We start from the raw sequence: 20152 nt of genomic DNA, 5'->3' as shown, positions 1-20152 counted from the left end.
CCTATGTTGCATATCTTCTGTCCTCACTGCGGCGAGCTGCGCTCCGAAGAGGAATTCCACGCATCCGGCCAGGCGCATATTCCGCGTCCACTGGACCCGACTGCCTGCACCGACGAGGAGTGGGGCGACTACATGTTCTTCCGCGATAACCCTCGCGGCCTGCACCACGAGCTGTGGAATCACGCCGCCGGTTGCCGCCAGTATTTCAACGCCACCCGCGATACCGTGACCTACGAGATTCTCGAGACCTACAAGATCGGCACCAAGCCACAATTCACCGACAAGACCGACAGCCCGAAAGCGGCCGCCACGGCTCTGGGAGAGAAGGTATGAGCCAGATCAATCGCCTGTCCAATGGCGGACGGATCGACCGCAACAAAGTGCTGAGCTTCACGTTCAACGGCCAGAGCTACAAGGGCTTCGAGGGTGATTCCCTGGCCGCCGCCCTGATCGCCAACGGCGTGGACATCATCGGCCGCAGCTTCAAGTACTCCCGTCCGCGCGGCATCTTCGCCGCAGGCGCTGAAGAGCCGAACGCAGTGCTGCAGATCGGCGCCACCGAAGCCACGCAGATCCCCAACGTACGCGCCACGCAACAGGCGCTGTATCAGGGTCTGGTCGCGACCAGCACCAACGGCTGGCCAAGCGTGAACAACGACATGATGGGGATTCTCGGCAAGGTCGGCGGCAAGCTGATGCCGCCGGGCTTCTACTACAAAACCTTCATGTACCCGCAATCGTTCTGGATGACTTACGAGAAGTACATCCGTAAAGCCGCCGGCCTTGGCCGCTCGCCGACCGAGAACGATCCGGACACCTACGATTACATGAACCAGCACTGCGACGTGCTGATCGTCGGCGCGGGCCCTGCAGGCCTGGCCGCTGCATTGGCCGCTGCACGCAGCGGTGCGCGGGTGATCCTCGCCGATGAGCAGGAAGAGTTCGGCGGAAGCCTGCTCGACTCCCGCAAGAGCCTCGACGGCAAGCCAGCCACAGAGTGGGTCGCCGGTGTCATCGCCGAACTGAAAAACACTCCGGACGTGCTGTTGTTGCCGCGCGCCACGGTCAACGGTTACCACGACCATAACTTCCTGACCATTCACGAGCGCCTGACCGATCACCTCGGCGACCGCGCGCCGATTGGCCAGGTGCGTCAGCGCATTCACCGCGTCCGCGCCAAGCGCGTGGTGCTGGCGACCGGCGCTCACGAGCGGCCCCTGGTCTACGGCAACAACGACGTGCCGGGCAACATGCTCGCCGGAGCTGTCTCCACTTATGTGCGTCGCTACGGCGTGGCGCCGGGCAAGAAACTTGTCCTGAGCACCAACAACGACCACGCCTATCGCGTGGCCCTGGATTGGCTCGATGCCAGCCTGCAAGTGGTGGCCATCGCTGACGCGCGCAGTAATCCCCGCGGTGCGCTGGTGGAAGAAGCACGTGCCAAAGGCATCCGCATCCTCACCGGCAGCGCCGTGATCGAGGCTCGCGGCACCAAGCGCGTGACGGGTGCGCGCATTGCCGCGATCGACGTCAAAGGCCACAAGGTCACCAGTCCCGGCGAATGGCTGGACTGCGACCTGGTCGTCAGCTCCGGTGGCTACAGCCCGGTGGTACACCTGGCTTCGCACCTGGGTGGCAAGCCGACCTGGCGTGAAGACATCCTCGGATTCGTACCGGGCGAAGCTCCGCAAAAGCGCGTGTGCGTCGGCGGGATCAATGGCGTCTACGGTCTCGGTGATTCCCTCGCCGATGGTTTCGAAGGTGGTGCGCGTGCCGCCAGCGAAGCCGGTTTTGGAGTGGTCGAAGGTACTTTGCCGAAAGCCCTTAGCCGCCTTGAAGAGCCAACCCTGGCGCTGTTCCAGGTGCCCCACGAGAAGAACTCGGCGCGTGCGCCCAAGCAATTCGTCGACTTCCAGAATGACGTCACCGCCGGTGGCATCGAGCTGGCGACCCGCGAAGGCTTTGAGTCGGTCGAGCACGTCAAGCGCTATACCGCGCTGGGCTTCGGCACCGATCAGGGCAAGTTGGGTAACGTCAACGGCCTGGCGATTGCCGCCCGCTCGCTGAACGTGACCATCCCGCAAATGGGCACCACGATGTTCCGCCCGAACTACACGCCAGTGACTTTTGGCGCCGTGGCCGGTCGTCACTGTGGGCACATCTTCGAACCTGTACGTTTCACTGCACTGCATCACTGGCATGTGAAAAATGGTGCCGAATTTGAAGATGTCGGCCAGTGGAAACGCCCATGGTATTTCCCGAAAAACGGTGAAGACCTGCACGCCGCCGTGAAGCGCGAATGCAAGGCTGTGCGCGACAGCGTCGGTCTGTTGGACGCTTCGACCCTGGGCAAGATCGACATCCAGGGCCCGGACGCGCGTGAGTTCCTCAACCGCATCTACACCAACGCCTGGACCAAGCTCGATGTGGGCAAGGCGCGTTACGGCCTGATGTGCAAAGAGGACGGCATGGTCTTCGACGACGGCGTAACTGCCTGCCTCGCCGACAACCATTTCGTGATGACCACCACCACCGGCGGCGCCGCTCGGGTCCTGCAGTGGCTGGAGATTTACCAGCAGACCGAATGGCCAGACCTGAAGGTGTACTTCACTTCCGTGACGGACCACTGGGCAACCATGACCTTGTCCGGCCCGAACAGCCGCAAGCTGCTCAGCCAGGTCACCGACATCGATCTGAGCAACGAAGCCTTCCCGTTCATGACCTGGAAAGAAGGCCTGGTCGGCGGCGTGCCGGCGCGGGTTTTCCGGATTTCGTTTACCGGTGAGCTGTCGTATGAAGTCAACGTGCAGGCCGATTATGCGATGGGCGTGCTGGAGAAAATTGTCGAGGCTGGCAAGCAGTACAACCTGACACCGTACGGCACTGAAACCATGCACGTCCTGCGGGCCGAGAAGGGCTTCATCATCGTCGGCCAGGACACCGACGGCTCGATGACCCCGGATGACTTGAACATGGGCTGGTGTGTCGGTCGCACCAAGCCGTTCTCGTGGATCGGCTGGCGCGGCATGAATCGCGAGGACTGCGTGCGCGATCAGCGTAAGCAGCTGGTTGGCCTCAAGCCGATTGATCCAACCAAGTGGTTGCCAGAGGGCGCGCAGCTGGTGTTCAACACCAAGCAGGCGATTCCGATGAGCATGGTTGGGCACGTGACCTCCAGCTATGCGCACAACTCCCTGGGTTATTCGTTTGCCATGGGCGTGGTGAAAGGCGGTCTGAACCGCATGGGCGAGCGAGTGTTCGCGCCGTTGGCGGATGGCAGCGTGATCGAGGCGGAAATCGTTTCTTCGGTGTTCTTCGATCCTAAGGGTGATCGCCAGAACATTTAATGGTTCGGAGCCTGTGGAGTGCAGTTGCACCGTGGTGACTTCATCGCGAGCAGGCTCACTCCTACAGGTGATCGCGTACCCCTTGTAGGAGTGAGCCTGCTCGCGATAGCGGTAGATCTGCTTACACAGGGCTCAAGTCAGAATTCAGGAAAGGTGCTTTATGACCGCAGCCAATGTTTACCAACAACGCCCAACCACCGGCGCCAAGGCCGAGTCGTCGCTGCATCATGCCGACCTCGCCAGCCTCGTGGGCAAAGGCCGCAAGAACGCCGGCGTGATCGTGCGTGAGAAGAAACTCCTCGGCCACCTGACCATTCGTGGCGATGGACACGATGCCGCGTTTTCCGAAGGTGTGCACAAGGCGCTCGGCATTGAATTACCGGGTGCCTTGAGCGTGATTGTCAAAGGCGAGACTAGCCTGCAGTGGATGGGCCCGGATGAGTGGCTGCTGATCGTACCGACCGGCGAAGAGTTCGCCGCCGAACAGAAACTGCGTGAGGCGTTGGGCGATCTGCATATCCAGATCGTCAACGTCAGCGGCGGGCAGCAGATCCTCGAACTGAGCGGCCCGAACGTGCGTCAGGTATTGATGAAATCCACCAGCTACGACGTGCACCCGAACAGTTTTCCGGTGGGCAAGGCTGTGGGGACGGTGTTCGCCAAATCGCAACTGGTGATCCGTCACACCGCCGAAGACACCTGGGAATTGCTGATCCGCCGCAGCTTCTCGGATTACTGGTGGTTGTGGTTGCAGGATGCATCGGCCGAGTACGGCCTTAGCGTCCAGGCTTGATTACCCCCTGACCCTGTAGGAGCGAGCCTGCTCGCGATGAACTTGAGCGCGACGCGTTAAATCAGGAAGTACGCGTCATCGTTGACATCCATCGCGAGCAGGCTCGCTCCTACAGGTAGGTTTACCGATTTATCAGGAGTCACCGCACTATGAGCCGCGCCCCAGACACATGGATTCTGACCGCCGACTGCCCAAGCGTCCTCGGCACCGTGGATGCGGTGACGCGCTTTCTATTCGAACAGGGCTGCTACGTCACCGAGCACCACTCCTTCGACGATCGGCTCTCGGGGCGGTTCTTCATCCGAGTGGAATTCCGTCAGCCTGATGGTTTTGACGAACAGTCATTCCGCGCAGGCTTGCAGGAGCGCGGTGAAGCCTTCGGCATGCTCTTCGAACTGACCGCGCCGAACTATCGGCCGAAAGTGGTGATCATGGTCTCCAAGGCTGATCACTGCCTCAATGACCTGCTCTACCGCCAGCGCATCGGCCAATTGTCGATGGACGTGGCAGCTGTGGTCTCCAACCACCCCGACCTCAAACCGCTGGCCGACTGGCACCAGATTCCGTACTACCACTTTCCGCTCGACCCGAATGACAAGCCATCCCAAGAGCGCCAGGTGTGGCAGGTGATCGAAGAGTCCGGTGCCGAACTGGTAATTCTTGCGCGCTATATGCAGGTTTTATCGCCAGAGCTGTGCCGCAAACTCGACGGCAAGGCGATCAACATTCATCACTCGCTGCTGCCCGGTTTCAAAGGCGCCAAGCCCTACCACCAGGCCTACAACAAGGGCGTGAAACTGGTCGGTGCCACGGCGCACTACATCAACAACGACCTCGACGAAGGTCCGATCATTGCCCAGGGAGTGGAGGCGGTGGACCACAGCCATTACCCGGAAGACCTGATCGCCAAGGGGCGGGATATCGAAGGGCTGACGCTGGCGCGGGCGGTTGGTTATCACATTGAGCGGCGGGTTTTCCTCAATGCAAACAGAACCGTCGTCCTTTAGATCGCCTTCGCGAGCAAGCCCGCTCCCACATGGGAATTGTGCCGTACACAAATCCCAGTACACCGCAAAAACCCTGTGGGAGCGGGCTTGCTCGCGAAGGGGCCAAAACGAACAACACAAGACACACAAGCAATAACCCGAGCAATCAACGCGCCGCCGCTCCATGGCGACGCGAGTGCTACATAAAAACAACAGCGAGGTGAAAGCATGTCTGGCAATCGTGGTGTGGTGTATCTCGGCGCTGGCAAGGTCGAAGTACAGAGTATTGAATATCCGAAAATGCAGGACCCGCGCGGCAGGAAGATCAACCACGCTGTCATCCTGCGCGTGGTTTCCACCAACATCTGCGGGTCCGACCAGCACATGGTGCGCGGCCGTACCACTGCGCAAACCGGCCTGGTGCTGGGTCACGAAATTACCGGTGAAGTAATCGAGAAGGGCAGCGACGTCGAGAACCTGCAGATCGGCGACCTGGTGTCCGTCCCGTTCAACGTGGCTTGCGGGCGCTGCCGTTCCTGCAAGGAAATGCACACCGGCGTCTGCCTCAGCGTCAACCCGGCGCGCCCAGGCGGCGCTTATGGTTACGTCGACATGGGCGACTGGACCGGCGGCCAGGCCGAATACGCCATGGTCCCGTACGCCGACTTCAACCTGCTGAAACTGCCGGACCGCGATCGCGCCATGGAAAAAATCCGTGACCTGACCTGCCTCTCCGACATCCTGCCAACCGGCTACCACGGCGCAGTGACTGCCGGCGTCGGCCCAGGCAGCACCGTGTACATCGCGGGTGCGGGCCCGGTTGGCTTGGCCGCCGCAGCTTCCGCTCGTCTGCTGGGCGCTGCGGTAGTCATCATCGGTGACGTCAACACTGTGCGCCTGGCCCATGCCAAGGCCCAAGGCTTCGAAATCGCCGACCTGTCCCTCGATACTCCACTGCACGAACAGATCGCCGCACTACTGGGCGAGCCCGAAGTGGACTGCGCAGTCGACGCCGTTGGCTTCGAAGCCCGCGGTCATGGTCATGACGGGGTGAAACACGAAGCGCCGGCCACCGTGCTCAACTCGCTGATGGGCGTGGTACGTGTGGCCGGCAAGATCGGTATCCCTGGCCTCTACGTCACCGAAGACCCGGGCGCGGTCGACGCTGCGGCGAAAATGGGCAGCCTGAGCATCCGCTTTGGTTTGGGCTGGGCGAAATCCCACAGCTTCCACACCGGCCAGACCCCGGTCATGAAGTACAACCGCCAGCTGATGCAGGCGATCATGTGGGACCGCATCAACATCGCTGAAGTGGTGGGTGTGCAGGTGATCAGCCTGGATCAGGCTCAGCAAGGGTATGGCGAGTTCGATGCGGGTGTGCCGAAGAAGTTTGTGATTGATCCGCATAAGTTGTTTAGTGCGGCGTAAGGGTTCAGGCAACACAAAACGGCGACCTTAGGGTCGCCGTTTTTTTATTCATTTATAGGGACTTACGTCTCTTTCTGGGGTACCGGCTGAGCAGACCGTTTTGTAGATATAGGTTGAATGTGCGCATTAAATACGCATAAGCATTCAACCCACCTCCCCAAACGTACTCCAACTGCGGGCGGTGGTCATAGCGACGAGCGGGTTGAAAATTGGCGTCAGCTTGAGGAACATGCCCGCTCGTACCCGGTCAAATCGGCAGCTTTGCGCCTGTAAGTCGGGCGTTTTCATGGCACAAGAGGATGTCTGGATGAAGATTACACATGGTTTTGTACTGGCGTCGCTGATGAGTCTGGCGGCCAGCCCGGTCTTCGCTCAGTTCAACCTGAACGATGCGGCTAATGCCATCTCCGGAATGCAGGGTGGGGACAAGGCTGCTGCTGCAGCGCCTACCTCCGAAACGGCGGGCCTGCTCAGTGCGCTTAGCCAGTTAAACGTGACGCCACAGCAAGCCGTTGGCGGCACCGGGGCGATGCTGGGCCTGGCGAAGAATCAGCTGAGCTCGACCGATTATTCCGAACTGGCCAAAAGCGTACCGGGGATCGACAAGTTGTCCGGCGGTGGCGAGTTGGGCGCGCTGGCGGGTTTGCTCGGTTCCAACGGCAAGGCTGCAGGGCTGGACAATGCCCTGGGCAACGTCAAGGACACTACCGACCTTAACAATGCGTTCAGCGCACTGGGCATGGACACCGGCATGATCGGCCAGTTTGCCCCGGTGATCCTGCAATACCTCGGTCAACAGGGCGTTGGCGGCACGCTGTTGCAAAGCCTGGGCGGAATCTGGGGCGCCGGTACCGGTAGCTGATTCAACGGCGCCCGGCGCGCAAGGCGTCGATGCGCTGGTCCTTCTCGATCCAGAGCTGGTTGACCCAGTTCTGGACTTTTACGCGAAACACCGGATCGTTCTCGTAATCCCCTTGCCACAGCGCGGGTTCGAGTTCACGAGTCTTGATGTCAACGATGACCCTCGGCACGTTGCCACTGATCAGATCCCAGAATCCCGGAATTTTCCGCTGCGGATACACCACCGTCACGTCGAGAATCGCATCCAGTTGCTCTCCCATCGCCGCCAGCACAAACGCCACGCCGCCGGCCTTGGGTTTGAGCAGATGGGTGAAAGGTGATTGCTGTTGGGCGCTTTTCGCGGCAGTGAACCGGGTGCCTTCCAGATAATTGACCACGGTCACCGGCTGGCGCTTGAACAGTTCGCAGGCAGCCTTGGTGATTTTCAGGTCCTCGCCGGCAAGCTCCGGGTTCTTCGCCAGGAAGGCTTTGCTGTAGCGCTTCATGAACGGGTAATCCAGCGCCCACCACGCCAGGCCCAGGAACGGCACCCAGATCAGTTCTTTCTTGAGGAAAAATTTGAAGAACGGCGTGCGCCGGTTCAGGGTCTGGATCAGCGCTGGGATATCGACCCAGGATTGATGGTTGCTGATCACCAGGTAGGACGTATCGGTGCGCAGCTCATCGCCGCCACGGATGTCCCACTGAGTGGGGATGCATAGGCGGAAAATCAGCTTGTCGACTTCCGCCCAGGTCTCGGCAATCCACATCACCGCCAGGGAGGCAAGGTCGCGCGGGCGACCTGGGAGCACCAGCTTGAGCAAGGCAAACACCATCAGCGGCCCAAACAGAACCAAGGTGTTGAGCAACAGCAGGAAGGTAACGAAACAGCCGGTGAGCAGGCGGCGCATAAGTAACTCTTGAAATCATTTGGGCGCGTCATGATAAGCAGCTTCGGGCGAGAGGCCAAATCGGTTTCACTTCTGCAGGCATCACGACGCGCGACCCTGTAGGAGCGAGCCTGCTCGCGAAAAATCTCAAGACCGAACGAATTCACAACTGGCGGTCTAAAATTGCGCAATCCACATTTCCAGGACGCCCACTAATTGAAAGCCCTCCTAGCACTGCTGTCCCTTGTGGCCCTGCCAATCATGGCCGCCGAACCGACCCTGTACGGTCGCTACGAATACATCGCGCTACCGGAAATCGGCGGCGAAGTGCTCAAGGCCAAGATGGACACCGGCGCCCTGACCGCGTCACTGTCGGCCAAAGACATCGAAACCTTTACCCGAGATGGTGATGAGTGGGTGCGTTTCCGCCTGGCGACCAAGGATGCGAGCAATAAGGTCTATGAACACAAGGTCGCGCGGATCAGCAAGATCAAGACCCGCTCGGAAGAGGATGCGGATGATGAAGAATCGGCCGCGCCGTCCAAGCGGCCGGTGGTTGACCTTGAACTGTGCCTGGGTAACGTTAAGCGTACGGTCGAAGTCAATCTGACGGATCGCAGCAGTTTTAATTATCCGTTGTTGATAGGGGCGAAGGCGCTGCGAGAGTTTGGAGCGGCGGTGAATCCGGCTCGGCGCTTTACGGCGGATAAGCCGGATTGTTAATTCGGGTGTTTCGTGCCCCGCGGCTCTATGACCGGCGAATCCGGGAGTTGGGTGCATCATCGGGTTCGAAAGCATAATTGATGTTTGGGCCTCCGGTAACTGGGGGAGGTGTTGCCTTTCCTTTTATGATTTTCGGGGGAGGTGCTGCCCCTTGTTTTATGAGTTGCTCTACAGACTGTTCGGTTTCTGATACTGGTATGAACCAAGCATGATCTGGATTGTTGTTTGAAGGTATGACCAATGTCTCTTCGGAAGTCAGAAAGCTACCCTTAGGAAGGGTGGGCACATATTTTTTAGGTTTGATTGACTGCTGTGGAGTACCGCGAGGAGGCAAGGCAGGAGGAGGTGGAAGAACAGCCTTTGACGAAATAGGGAGGCGGGGTGCTCTTGGTAGTAAAGGCGGTGGCTTTCTCGGTGGCAAAGGTGGAGCTGGCGGAAATAACTGTGATGCTACGTGCAACCATTTGTAAAGCACCGCAACATGCCCCGTTGGATCTTCACTATTCCTCGGGTCACCTCCGCCATAAGCATACGCATTCAACCCGCCCTCTCCAAACGGACTCCAACTATCCGGACTGTGAAACCGCATCAAAACCGGATTGAACTGCCGATACCCTTTCCCCAAATGATAATGCCCGGTCAACGAGTCCGGCAGTTCGCCGTTAAACCCGAGCAGACTGAGTAAACCGTTTTCCGGTGCACGGTGGCCATAGGGTGAGTAAGCAATAGGGTGAGGCTGATTCGCGGTGAGGGCGTTCAACACCGACTGCTGTTGATCGGTTGCGAGCAGTATCGTTTTGCGTGAAGGAGTAGACATCGACTTAGCTCCGAGCAAGGTCCAAAAAGCAGTTCCTTCAGCATCGATCCTTTTTCAACCATTGCCTACTATCAGAACTGCTAGTTCCTACAGACCCCGCCGCGATTGAACTCAGCCCGATTGACGTCGATCCAGCCTTGAGTCACCGTTCGCCCACTCCACCACCACCCTCGGACGCCATGCCTCATATCCTGATTGTCGAAGACGAAGCGGCGATTGCCGACACGCTGATTTTCGCCTTGCAGGGCGAGGGGTTCAGCACCGCGTGGCTGACCCTTGGCGCGGCAGCGCTGGAGCATCAGCGTCTGACCCCGGCGGACCTGATCATCCTCGACATCGGTCTGCCGGACATCAGCGGCTTCGAAACCTGCAAGCAACTGCGGCGTTTCAGCGAAGTACCGGTGATGTTTCTCAGTGCCCGCGATGGCGAAATCGACCGTGTCGTCGGCCTGGAGATCGGTGCCGACGATTACGTGGTCAAGCCGTTCAGCCCGCGGGAAGTCGCGGCGCGGGTCCGGGCGATTCTCAAGCGCACGGCGCCAAAAAACCTGAGCGAACCCTTGTCGACTCTGTTTCGAGTGGACAGCGAGCGCGTGCAGATCAGCTATCGCAATCAGGCCCTGAGCCTGACCCGCCACGAGTTCCGCCTGCTGCAGTGCCTGCTCGAACAGCCCGAACGAGTCTTCAGCCGCGAGCAGTTGCTTGATGCGCTGGGCGTGGCTGCCGATGCAGGCTACGAGCGCAGCATCGACAGCCACATCAAGAGTGTCCGAGCCAAATTGCGATTGGTTAAGGCCGACGCAGAGCCGATTCAGACCCATCGCGGCCTCGGTTACAGCTACAGCCCGGGACACAGCTAATGCCGTTGGGTATACGGATTTTCCTGGTCTATTTGCTGTTCATCGGCTTGACCGGCTACTTCGTGCTCAACACAGTGATGGAAGAAATCCGCCCGGGCGTGCGCCAGTCCACCGAAGAAACCCTGGTGGACACGGCGAACTTGATGGCCGAAATCCTTCGCGATGACTTCAAGGCTGGCACCCTCAACCAGAACCGCTGGCCGGAATTACTCAGGGCCTATGGCGAGCGGCAGCCAAAGGCGAGTATCTGGGGGTTGGCGAAAAACCAGGTCAATCACCGCATTTATGTGACTGACGCCAAAGGCATCGTGGTGCTGGATTCCAGCGGAGTTGCAGTAGGGCAGGACTACTCGCGCTGGAACGATGTGTTGCTGACTCTGCGCGGCGAGTACGGGGCCCGTTCCAGTCGCAGCAATCCGGACGATGCGAGTTCTTCGGTGATGCATGTCGCAGCGCCGATCCGCGATGGCGGCAAGATCATTGGCGTGGTCACCGTGGCCAAACCCAACAGCTCACTGCAGCCTTACGTGGATCGCACCGAGCGTCGATTGCTTGGCTATGGCGCCGGGTTGATCGGACTTGGCTTATTGTTCGGCGCGCTGTTGTCCTGGTGGTTGAGTGCTGCGCTGCGCAGGCTTACTTCTTATGCCCAGGCAGTGAGTGAAGGCCGGCGGGCCGAGGTGCCGCATTATCGTGGCGGCGAAATGCAGCAACTGGCGACAGCGGTCGAACATATGCGCACGCAGCTGGAGGGCAAGGCTTACGTCGAGCGGTATGTGCACACGCTCACGCATGAGTTGAAGAGCCCGCTGGCGGCAATTCGCGGTGCGGCAGAATTGCTGCAAGGCGAGATGCCGTTGGCCCAGCAGCAGCGGTTCGTCAGCAATATCGACAGCGAAAGCGTGCGCATGCAGCAGTTGATCGAGCGGCTGCTCAATCTGGCCCAAGTGGAACAGCGTCAAGGCCTGGAAGAGCGCGTTGCTGTTCCCTTGGCGGAGCTGGTCAACGAGTTGCTGAGTGCTCAGGCGGCGCGTATCGAAGGCCAGCAGCTGCGAGTGGAACACGCGATAGCCGCGGATCTGGAGCTGATGGGCGAACCTTTTCTATTGCGCCAGGCGCTGGCTAACCTGCTGGACAATGCCCTGGATTTCACTCCCGTGCACGGTCTGCTGCGATTTAGCGTTAAACGAGTTGGGGGACAGATTGAGGTCAGGCTGTTTAACCAGGCAGAAGCCATACCTGACTATGCGCTGCCCCGATTGAGTGAGCGTTTTTATTCTTTGCCGCGTCCGGACAGCGGGCGCAAGAGCACAGGTCTGGGGCTCAACTTTGTTGAAGAAGTGGCCAAGTTGCACAATGGAACGTTGTTTATTGGCAATGTCGAGGGTGGGGTTGAGGTCGTCTTGCGCCTGGCTTAGGAGCATGTTGCGGCATTCGCGAGCAAGCCCGCTCCCGCACACGATTGCAGTCTCCACATAATCTCCATAGTTCTCCCACATAAACCCCATACACGGCTTGCAGACTTTCCCCATCCACACAGGGAGAGTCCCATGAACCGAAATCTGACATTGAAACTCGGGGCCATTGCCCTGCTAATTCTGTTGTTGCTGATCCCGCTATTGATGATCAACGGCCTGATTCAGGACCGCCAGGAATTGCGCGATGGCGTGCTCGAAGACATCGCCCGCAGCTCCAGTTATCACCAGCAAGTCAGTGGACCGCTGATGGTGGTGCCGTACCGCAAAGTAGTGCGTACCTGGAAACTCAACGAAAAAACTAATCAGCGCTATCAGGAACTCGGTGAAGAGCGGGGGCGCCTGTATTTTCTGCCCGAGCGTTTCGAACTGGATGGCCAGGTCGAGACTGAACTGCGCTCGCGCGGTATCTACCAGGCGCGGTTGTTTCACGCCAACAACCGCATCAACGGACATTTTTCGATCCCAGCGCAGTTGGGCATCAAGGAAAACTTTGCTGACTACCAGTTTGATCAGCCATTCCTGGCGGTCGGCATCAGTGATATCAGGGGTATCGAAAATGCCCTGAAGCTGCAGCTGAATGGGCAAACCCTGGATTTCGTACCGGGCAGTCAGGTCGGGTGGCTGGGAGAGGGCGTACACGTCACCTTGCCCAAACTGGATGCTGCACAAGTATCCGAGCTGGCCTTCGGTTTCGACCTGCAGCTGCAAGGCACCGGCCAGATGCAAATCCTTCCGGTGGGCAAGACCAGCACGGTGGCGCTGGCCGCCAACTGGCCACACCCAAGCTTCATCGGCAATTACTTGCCGGCACAACGCGAGGTTGATGACCGAGGCTTTACCGCCCGCTGGCAGACCACTTTTTTCTCCACCAACCTGCACGAAGCCTTGAACAATTGTGTGTCGGGTGGCGGCTGCGAAGCGTTCAACGGCCGCAGTTTTGGCGTCAGTTTCATCGACCCAGTGGACCAGTACCTGAAGAGTGATCGGGCGATCAAATATGCACTGCTGTTCATCGCCCTTACCTTTGCCGGTTTCTTCCTGTTTGAAGTGCTCAAAAGTCTGGCGGTGCACCCGGTGCAATACGCATTGGTGGGCGTGGCGTTGGCGTTCTTTTATTTGCTGCTGTTGTCGCTGTCGGAGCATATCGGCTTTGCGCTGGCGTATTTGTTGTCCGCCAGCGGATGCGTGGTGTTGATCGGGTTTTATGTTTGTCATGTGCTGCGCAGTGTGTGGCATGGGGTTGGTTTTTCGGTTGGATTGGCTGCGCTGTACGGGCTGCTGTATGGATTGTTGAGTGCTGAGGATTACGCATTGCTGATGGGTTCGTTGCTGCTGTTCGGGCTGTTGGGGGTGTTTATGGTGCTGACGCGAAAACTGGATTGGTATGGGGTGGGGCAGAGGGCGGTGAAGCCTCTGGAGTTTGATATTGGGGCGGTGGAATGAACCGGTCGGTTGGGTTGCGGGAGGATCAGCGGGAGGGTCGGTTGTTGGCGGTTTTTATTGCGCGGTTGTTTGCGACTGGAAGGTAGCTGAGAGGTGTAGGGCGTAGCAGGGGGGCAGATTAAATACATCCGTGGTCGTCATGCTGCAAGAGGCTGTACTTCGAGCAGGGTCTGCAAGATCGGACCTTTAGCATCGGCGTTTCTTTAGCCACTGCCTACTAGCAGAACTGATAGGGTCATGGCGCTATGATCAAGAGATCGCAGCCTTCGGCAGCTCCTACAGGGGGAATGTATTCCAACGTAGGAGCTGCCGCAGGCTGCGATCTTTTGAGGCCATTACCTCCAACGAAATCTAAACCTTCGGCATCGTCGCCAACATCGAAGGCCGCTGACTCACCTCGAAATACCACGCTGCCAACTGCGGATTTGCCGTGCGCCAGTCCAGGTCCGCATGACGCAGGTCCAGATAACCCAACGCACAGGCCACACTGATCGCCGCTACATCAAAGTGGCTGGTCAGTTCAGCAATCGCGTCCTTTTCCAGCAGTGCCAGGGCCCGGCGGATTTTCTCGCGTTGGCCGTCGAGCCATTCATCCCAGTGTTTTTCTGGGGCGCGCAGGGCGAGTTCGTAGCGGGTCAGTACAGCGGCGTCCATGATGCCGTCGGCCATGGAGGCCAGGGTCAGGCGCCGCCAGCGGGCCGAGCCTTCGCGGGGGATCAGCGGGTTGCCGACGTGCTGGTGATCGAGGTAGTCGAGGATCACGCGGCTGTCGTGGATGACGGCGCCATCGGCCAGGCGCAGGGCGGGGATTTTGCTCAGGGGGTTGTCGTTGATCAGACTCGGGTCTGGGGCGACCGGGGAGAGCACACAGTTTTGCAGGGCAACTCGGTCTTGCTGGCCGGTTTCGTGCAGCAGCACCATGACTTTGCGGACGAAGGGCGAGAGGGGATTGTGGTAGAGGGTCATGGTGGGGGTGGACATGGCGGCGTCTCGGTCAGTGGTGGTGTCGGGCAGTTGTGGGAGCAAGGCTTGCCCGCGATGACGGTAGCACATCCGAAATTGATGTGATTGATCCACCACCAACGCGGGCAAGCCTTGCTCCCTTAAGCCGGCTACCACAGGCTTCCAGCGGGCTCTCGTTTAGCCAGCCGGTTGCAATGTGGCCTGTGGACCCGGAGCAGCCAGCTGAGGCTTGAGTTCGCGGGCAACGGTCCAGACGATGAATGCTGCGACGATGTCAAAGATCGCCAGCACCACGAACAGCGGGCTATAGCCGATCTTGGTGACCATCACTCCAAACACCATGGTGAACGCCGCAGCCCCAAGGTAGCCGAACATCCCGCCCATGCCGGTGGCAGTCGCGACCTCGTTCTTGCCGAAGGAGTCCGAGGTGATTGCATACAGCGCCCCCGACAATGTCTGGTGGGCGAAGCCGCCGATGCACAGCAAGGCGATAGCGGTGTACGGGCTGGCCACGAGACCGATGCAGGCCGGGCCGATCATGCAGGAAGCACCGAAGAGCAGGACCATTTTGCGCGAGGTGAACAGCGACACCTTGCAGTGCTTATGAAAAAACGGGCTCAGATACCCGCCGAGCACACAGCCAAGGTCTGCGGCAAGGAAGGGCAGCCAGGCGAACATGGCGATTTCCTTGATGTTCATGTGCCTTTCGGTCATCAGGTACAGCGGAATCCACGCGTTAAACGTCTGCCAGGCAGGCTCGGAGAGCATGCGGGCGCTGGCGATGGCGTAGAAGTTGCGGCTGCCGATGATCTTCTTCCAGCTGCCTTTTTTCGTGGCGGGGTCTTTGAAGTGATCTTCCTGGCCGTTGAGGATGTAGTCGCGCTCCTCGTCACTCAGGCGTTTCTGGTCGCGCGGGTGCTTGTAGAGAATGACCCACAGAAAGCTCCAGAGCACGCCCAGGCCGCCGACGATGAGGAAAGCCAGTTCCCAGCCGCTGTGCAGGATCGCCCAGACCACCAGGGGTGGCGCCAGCAGCGCACCGATCGACGAACCAATGTTGAACCAGCCGATGGCCACCGAGCGTTCCTTGGCCGGAAACCATTCCGTGGACGCTTTGACTGCCGCTGGCAGACCGGCTGCTTCCGTCAGGCCAAGCAGACCCCGGACAAAGGCCAGGCCTTGCCAGCCGGTCGCCAGTGCTGCCAAGGCGCAGGCAACTGACCAGGAAAAGGCAAAAATCGCAAAGCCCATCTTGGTGCCGATGGCGTCGATGATATAGCCAGCTACCGGCTGCATCAGGGCGTAGCAAACTTGCCACGCGACCACGATGTGCGAGTACTGCTCGGTGGTGATGTTCATTTCGCTCATCAGGGTCGGGGCGGCCACTGAGAGGGTGTTACGGGCCAGGTAGTTAACCATCAGGCCAGCCGTGACCAGGCCGACCATCCACCAGCGGATGCCTTTGACTTTCATTACTTCACCATGATTATTTTTGGATTTTGGTGTCGAATTTACTGTTGTAGGTTGTCGTACAACGTCGCCTTTATAGGAGCTCAAGGACTAAATTGTCAACAAATATGTCAGAGGTGTTGCGGGGGAAGGCGGGAGGGTAGTTAGCAAGGCGGACGGTTGAGCGAGTGTGGGAGCAAAGCTTGCTCGCGATGGAGTGGCGGTGGTCTCACTGGGCGACCGTGGCGATCCAATCGCGAGCAAGCTTTGCTCCCACAGGGATTAGTGGCGTTGCAGCAGGCCGCGCAGGGCGAAGACGGCGGGAATGCCCAGGCCCAGCCAGCTCAGGGCATCCCACACGCCATCACCGAGCAGCGCAGCGAACAGCCCGGCGGCGGTGAACAGGCCGATCACCGTAGGGATGGCAAAGACTTTCCAGAAATTCGACTGACGCGGCCTCATGCCTGGGCCTCCGCAGCTTCAAGCACGGGCTTCGCGGCTTTGCGCCGCACCATCCACAGGTACACCCCGCTGCCGAGCACGATGATGGTCAGTACATCCAGGGTTGCCCACAGAATCTTCATCGGCATGCCGCCGTAGTCACCAAAGTGCAGCGGTTGCGACATGCCCATGACGTCCATGTACCAAGGCCTCTCTGCCACGGCCGTAACCTGCAGGGTGCTGGCGTCGATCAGCACGGGTGTGAGCAGGTGGGAGGTCAGGTGGGTGCTGCCTTTCATGAACACGGCGTAATGGTGTTCGCTGGAAAACCGCGTGCCGGGGAAGGCAATGAAGTCCGGTTGCATGTCCGGCGCAACTTCCTTGGCGATGTCCAGCAGGCGAGTCGGTGCGGCGAGCTGGGTCAACGCTGGCGCGTCGCGATAGGGTGCGATCATTGCGCCGAGTGCCTCCGCACGCCAAGCCGCAATCAGCAGGTCGGCGCAGGCGCTGATCACACCGGTGACGCCGACTACCAGCATCCAGGTCAGGGCCACGACGCCGATCAGGTTGTGCAGGTCGAGCCAGCGCAGGCGGGTGGATTTGTCCTGGCGCACGGTGGCGAATTTCAACCGGCGCATGAACGGCAGGTACAGCACTGTCCCGGACACGATGGCCGCCACAAACAGAATGCCCATGAACGCCAGGAACAGCTTGCCGGGCAGGCCGGCGAACATATCCACATGCAGGCGCAGCATGATCATCATGAAACCGCCGTTGGCCGATGGCACTTCCAGCGCTTCACCGGTACGGGCGTCGAGCATGAAAGTATGCGACGAATTGGGCTCGGTTCCGGCAGTGGCCGCCATGATCGCAAACGCGGCATTGGGATCTTCTTCGTCGAAACCGAAGTACTGCATGACCTCGCCGGGACGATGTTTTTCCGCCGCGAGTACCAGCTGCTGCAGATTCAGCTGCGGGGTGTCGGCGGGCATTTCCTTGAGTTCGGGGGCATCGCCCAGCAGATGGTCGATCTCGTGGTGAAAGATCAATGGCAAGCCGGTCACTGCCAGCATCAGCAGGAATACCGTGCAAATCAGGCTGGTCCAGGTATGGACGAAGGACCAGCGGCGGATCGTTTTACTCTTCATTTGCAGCCCTTCAGAAATGCCAAAGCCGTCCTCGAAGGACGGCCCGGTCTTGGCGTGTGTCAGGTCAAGCCTTTACCACTTGTAGGTCGCACTGGCGACGACACTGCGCTGGTCGCCGTAGTAGCAGTAAAAGCTGTCGCAGGTGGAAATGTAGTCCTTGTCGAACAGGTTGGTCGCGTTCAGCGCCAGGGATGCGCCTTTCAGGCTGTTGTCCAGGCGGCCGAGGTCGTAGTGGACAGCGGCGTCGAATACGGTGAAAGCGTCCGCCTTGCCCAGTTCGGTATTGGCCTGGTCGCCATAGGTATTACCGGTGTAACGCACGCCACCACCGATGCCAAAGCCGTCGAGCACGCCGTTGTGCCAGGTGTAGTCGGTCCACAGCGAAGCCTGCTGGTTGGGCATCAGTTGCAGGCGATTGCCCTTGAACGCGCCGTCCTGTACCTCGGACTTGGCCAAGGTGTAGGCCGCAATGACCTTGAGGTTTTCGGTCACGTCGGAGACGGCTTCCAGTTCCAATCCTTTGACTTTCACTTCGCCGGTCTGGCTGGTGATCGAGACGTTATCCGAGTTGGTGGTGGTGACGGACACGTTCTTTTGCGTGAGGTTGTACACCGCGGCAGTCAGCAGAGTTTTGCTGCCAGGCGGTTGGTACTTGATACCCAGTTCCCATTGCTCGCCCTCGGTCGGCTTGAACGAATCGGTGGGCGTGGCCGTGGCATTGCTGGTTGGCTGGAACGATTCGGCGTAGGACAGGTAAGGCACGATGCCGTTGTCGAACACATAGCTGATCGCCGCGTTGCCGCTGAATTTCTTATCGCGTTCAGTGTTGGTGGCATCGCCTTTGTTGAAGAACTTGGTGCCGGTGTGCACCCAGTCTTCACGACCGCCCAGCGTCAGGCGCCATTGATCGATGAACATCTGGTCCTGCACATACAGGCCGGTCTGATAGGTCTTTTGATCGTAGTCATAGAATGCATCGGAACGTGGTGGGCGCACGATGGGGAGGCCGTAGATCGGGTTGTTGACGTTGGTGGTCAGGCCATCACCGAAGATCGAGGTGTAGTTGGTGTTGGTGCGCTGGTGATCGAGGCCGATCAGCAAGGTGTGACCGACGTCACCCGTGGCGAAATCGGCCTGGAAGTTGTTGTCCACCGCGAACTGGCTGATGTCCTCGTCGACGCTGGTGCTTGAGCGGCCGACGTTGCCATTGGCATCCACCTGGGTGAAAGGGTAGGCGCCGGGGGTGAGCGCCTGGAACGACAGGTCCGACTTGGTGTAGCGCAGGTTTTGCTTGAACTGCCAGACATCATTCAGCCGATGCTCGAAGGCATAGCCCAGGGCGTAATAGGTACGGTCGTAATATTCCCAATCCGGATCGCCAAGGTTCTTGTGGTGGGAAATATCTCCCAGGGGCGAGTGGATTTTGGTGCCCTGTACTGGCAGGAACTGGCTGGTGATGCCGGTATCGTCGCGGGTGAACTGGGTCAGCAGGGTGAACTTGGTGTCTTCGTCGATGTTCCAGGTCAGGCTCGGCGCGATGTTGTAGCGCTTATTGTCGACGTGGTCGATCTGCGTGCCGCTGTCGCGAATCACGCCACTCAGGCCATAGAGGAACTGACCTTCTTCATCGATCTTGCCGGTGCTGGCAAAGTTGATCTGGCGATGATTGTCACTGCCGTATTCCACTTGGATTTCATTACTCGCCTCGGCGCTGGGGTGGCGGCTGACCATGTCCAGCAAACCGCCTGGCGGGGTCTGGCCGTACACCGAAGAGGCCGGCCCGCGCAGCAGGGCTAGGCGATCGAGGTTCCAGGTTTCCTGCTTCGGGTTGGCGTATACGCCTTTTGGCAGCGGCAGGCCGTCGAGGAATTGAGTCGGTTCGAAGCCGCGCACGCGCAACCAGTCGGCACGAGTGTCGCTGCCGTAGCTGCTGGCGACGATGCCGGGCATGTAGCGTACGGCGTCATCGATGTTCTGTACGTTGCGGTCGTCCATCTGCTGGCGAGTGGCGACCGAGATCGAGCGCGGCGCCTCAACCAGGGCGGTGTCGGTCTTGGTGCCGGCAGCGGTGCGAGTGGCGAGGTAGCCATCAACCGGACCCCAGGCGCTCTCAGTGTTTGCCACTCCCGTCACGTTGGTCGTCGGCAGGGCCATGACCCCCTCCGGCACGGCCACCAGGCTGAACGTGCCCGCACTGCTTTGCTCCAATTGCAGGCCGGTGCCACGCAAGGCTTCGCGCAGGGCACCGGTCGCGTCGAACTGGCCCTGGACAGGGGCCGAGGTTTTACCGGCAGCCAGCGATGGATTCAGCGACAGAGCAAGCCCGGCCTGGCTGGCGATCTGATTCAAGGTGCTGGCCAGTGGCGCGGCTGGCAGGTTGTAGGCGCGCACGCTGGAGGCTTGCTCGGCGGCCAGCAGTGGACCGCTCGCCAGCGGGGCGCACAGGGCAATGGCAACGGCCAACAGGCTGGGGCGCAACAAGGTGTCTAGCGAACGGGACATACAGCGGCTCCTGAAAGGGAATATTTCTCAATTGCCTTGGTGCC

17 protein-coding genes are annotated in these 20152 nt (G+C 59.6%); 10 read left to right on the top strand and 7 right to left on the bottom strand.

The annotated features are described in order from the left end of the window. The first annotated feature begins 3 nt into the window (after positions 1-3). The 6 genes from ORL50_RS00590 (at position 4) to ORL50_RS00565 (ending at position 7416) form a co-directional block, all read left to right on the top strand. Entirely contained in the window at positions 4-333 is a 330-nt protein-coding gene (locus ORL50_RS00590; protein WP_266009147.1) for a sarcosine oxidase subunit delta, read from the top strand. Continuing rightward, entirely contained in the window at positions 330-3347 is a 3018-nt protein-coding gene (locus tag ORL50_RS00585; RefSeq protein WP_266009145.1) for a sarcosine oxidase subunit alpha, read from the top strand. Before ORL50_RS00590 ends, ORL50_RS00585 begins: the two co-directional genes overlap by 4 nt. A 160-nt stretch (positions 3348-3507) precedes the next feature. After that, positions 3508-4140, top strand: coding sequence for a sarcosine oxidase subunit gamma (locus ORL50_RS00580; protein WP_266009143.1), 633 nt, complete (start codon positions 3508-3510; stop codon positions 4138-4140). A 149-nt stretch (positions 4141-4289) separates the two neighbouring features. Further along, a complete protein-coding gene (gene purU / locus ORL50_RS00575) occupies positions 4290-5147 on the top strand; it encodes a formyltetrahydrofolate deformylase (RefSeq protein ID WP_266009141.1) in 858 nt (285 codons plus the stop codon). A gap of 207 nt (positions 5148-5354) precedes the next feature. Further along, positions 5355-6554, top strand: a complete 1200-nt coding sequence (fdhA, locus tag ORL50_RS00570) for a formaldehyde dehydrogenase, glutathione-independent (protein WP_266009139.1) — start codon at positions 5355-5357, stop codon at positions 6552-6554. Positions 6555-6861: 307 nt separating this feature from the next. Then, a complete protein-coding gene (locus ORL50_RS00565) occupies positions 6862-7416 on the top strand; it encodes a DUF2780 domain-containing protein (protein WP_266009137.1) in 555 nt (184 codons plus the stop codon). 1 nt (position 7417) lies between these two features. Here the strand turns inward: ORL50_RS00565 and yihG are convergent, their stop codons facing one another. Next, positions 7418-8305 carry a 1-acylglycerol-3-phosphate O-acyltransferase, YihG family gene (yihG, locus tag ORL50_RS00560; protein ID WP_266009135.1) on the bottom strand — a complete coding sequence of 296 codons (888 nt, stop codon included), beginning with the start codon at positions 8303-8305 and terminating at the stop codon, positions 7418-7420. A 195-nt stretch (positions 8306-8500) separates the two neighbouring features. Between yihG and rloA2 the strand changes: the two genes are divergently transcribed. Then, positions 8501-9007 (top strand): retropepsin-like aspartic peptidase RloA2, encoded by a 507-nt coding sequence (rloA2, locus tag ORL50_RS00555; protein ID WP_266009133.1) that lies wholly within the window; start codon positions 8501-8503, stop codon positions 9005-9007. 25 nt (positions 9008-9032) lie between these two features. Here rloA2 and ORL50_RS29005 read toward each other — a convergent pair whose 3' ends face one another. Continuing rightward, positions 9033-9824 (bottom strand): RHS repeat-associated core domain-containing protein, encoded by a 792-nt coding sequence (locus tag ORL50_RS29005; protein WP_416236000.1) that lies wholly within the window; start codon positions 9822-9824, stop codon positions 9033-9035. A gap of 179 nt (positions 9825-10003) precedes the next feature. On the opposite strand from ORL50_RS29005, the gene creB reads away from it, so the two are divergent. The 3 genes from creB (at position 10004) to creD (ending at position 13605) form a co-directional block, all read left to right on the top strand. Then, a complete protein-coding gene (gene creB / locus ORL50_RS00545; protein ID WP_266009684.1) occupies positions 10004-10684 on the top strand; it encodes a two-component system response regulator CreB in 681 nt (226 codons plus the stop codon). Further along, positions 10684-12102, top strand: a complete 1419-nt coding sequence (creC, locus tag ORL50_RS00540; protein WP_266009131.1) for a two-component system sensor histidine kinase CreC — start codon at positions 10684-10686, stop codon at positions 12100-12102. Before creB ends, creC begins: the two co-directional genes overlap by 1 nt. A gap of 132 nt (positions 12103-12234) precedes the next feature. Then, on the top strand, positions 12235-13605 hold the full coding sequence (creD, locus tag ORL50_RS00535; protein WP_266009128.1) for a cell envelope integrity protein CreD: 1371 nt from the start codon (positions 12235-12237) through the stop codon (positions 13603-13605). 351 nt (positions 13606-13956) lie between these two features. Here creD and ORL50_RS00530 read toward each other — a convergent pair whose 3' ends face one another. The 5 genes from ORL50_RS00530 to ORL50_RS00510 form a co-directional block, all read right to left on the bottom strand. Continuing rightward, complete coding sequence (locus ORL50_RS00530; protein ID WP_266009126.1) at positions 13957-14586, bottom strand: glutathione S-transferase; 630 nt, start codon at positions 14584-14586, stop codon at positions 13957-13959. A 159-nt stretch (positions 14587-14745) separates the two neighbouring features. After that, entirely contained in the window at positions 14746-16041 is a 1296-nt protein-coding gene (locus tag ORL50_RS00525; RefSeq protein WP_266009124.1) for an MFS transporter, read from the bottom strand. A gap of 258 nt (positions 16042-16299) precedes the next feature. Continuing rightward, complete coding sequence (locus ORL50_RS00520) at positions 16300-16479, bottom strand: hypothetical protein (protein ID WP_266009122.1); 180 nt, start codon at positions 16477-16479, stop codon at positions 16300-16302. Continuing rightward, on the bottom strand, positions 16476-17606 hold the full coding sequence (locus ORL50_RS00515) for a PepSY-associated TM helix domain-containing protein (RefSeq protein WP_266009120.1): 1131 nt from the start codon (positions 17604-17606) through the stop codon (positions 16476-16478). Before ORL50_RS00515 ends, ORL50_RS00520 begins: the two co-directional genes overlap by 4 nt. A 72-nt stretch (positions 17607-17678) precedes the next feature. Further along, entirely contained in the window at positions 17679-20108 is a 2430-nt protein-coding gene (locus ORL50_RS00510) for a TonB-dependent siderophore receptor (RefSeq protein WP_266009118.1), read from the bottom strand. Between the last annotated feature and the right edge of the window lie 44 nt (positions 20109-20152).

Source organism: Pseudomonas sp. RIT-562 (assembly GCF_026241895.1).
Taxonomy (GTDB): domain Bacteria; phylum Pseudomonadota; class Gammaproteobacteria; order Pseudomonadales; family Pseudomonadaceae; genus Aquipseudomonas; species Aquipseudomonas mandelii_F.
This window is presented reverse-complemented; position numbering and strand designations above follow the sequence as displayed.

Coding starts and splice junctions, on each gene's coding strand:
- ORL50_RS00590 (WP_266009147.1), top strand. CDS start 4: ATGTTGCATATCTTCTGTCCTCACTGCGGCGAGCTGCGCTCCGAAGAG.
- ORL50_RS00585 (WP_266009145.1), top strand. CDS start 330: ATGAGCCAGATCAATCGCCTGTCCAATGGCGGACGGATCGACCGCAAC.
- ORL50_RS00580 (WP_266009143.1), top strand. CDS start 3,508: ATGACCGCAGCCAATGTTTACCAACAACGCCCAACCACCGGCGCCAAG.
- purU (WP_266009141.1), top strand. CDS start 4,290: ATGAGCCGCGCCCCAGACACATGGATTCTGACCGCCGACTGCCCAAGC.
- fdhA (WP_266009139.1), top strand. CDS start 5,355: ATGTCTGGCAATCGTGGTGTGGTGTATCTCGGCGCTGGCAAGGTCGAA.
- ORL50_RS00565 (WP_266009137.1), top strand. CDS start 6,862: ATGAAGATTACACATGGTTTTGTACTGGCGTCGCTGATGAGTCTGGCG.
- yihG (WP_266009135.1), bottom strand. CDS start 8,305: ATGCGCCGCCTGCTCACCGGCTGTTTCGTTACCTTCCTGCTGTTGCTC.
- ORL50_RS29005 (WP_416236000.1), bottom strand. CDS start 9,824: ATGTCTACTCCTTCACGCAAAACGATACTGCTCGCAACCGATCAACAG.
- creB (WP_266009684.1), top strand. CDS start 10,004: ATGCCTCATATCCTGATTGTCGAAGACGAAGCGGCGATTGCCGACACG.
- creC (WP_266009131.1), top strand. CDS start 10,684: ATGCCGTTGGGTATACGGATTTTCCTGGTCTATTTGCTGTTCATCGGC.
- creD (WP_266009128.1), top strand. CDS start 12,235: ATGAACCGAAATCTGACATTGAAACTCGGGGCCATTGCCCTGCTAATT.
- ORL50_RS00530 (WP_266009126.1), bottom strand. CDS start 14,586: ATGTCCACCCCCACCATGACCCTCTACCACAATCCCCTCTCGCCCTTC.
- ORL50_RS00525 (WP_266009124.1), bottom strand. CDS start 16,041: ATGAAAGTCAAAGGCATCCGCTGGTGGATGGTCGGCCTGGTCACGGCT.
- ORL50_RS00520 (WP_266009122.1), bottom strand. CDS start 16,479: ATGAGGCCGCGTCAGTCGAATTTCTGGAAAGTCTTTGCCATCCCTACG.
- ORL50_RS00515 (WP_266009120.1), bottom strand. CDS start 17,606: ATGAAGAGTAAAACGATCCGCCGCTGGTCCTTCGTCCATACCTGGACC.
- ORL50_RS00510 (WP_266009118.1), bottom strand. CDS start 20,108: ATGTCCCGTTCGCTAGACACCTTGTTGCGCCCCAGCCTGTTGGCCGTT.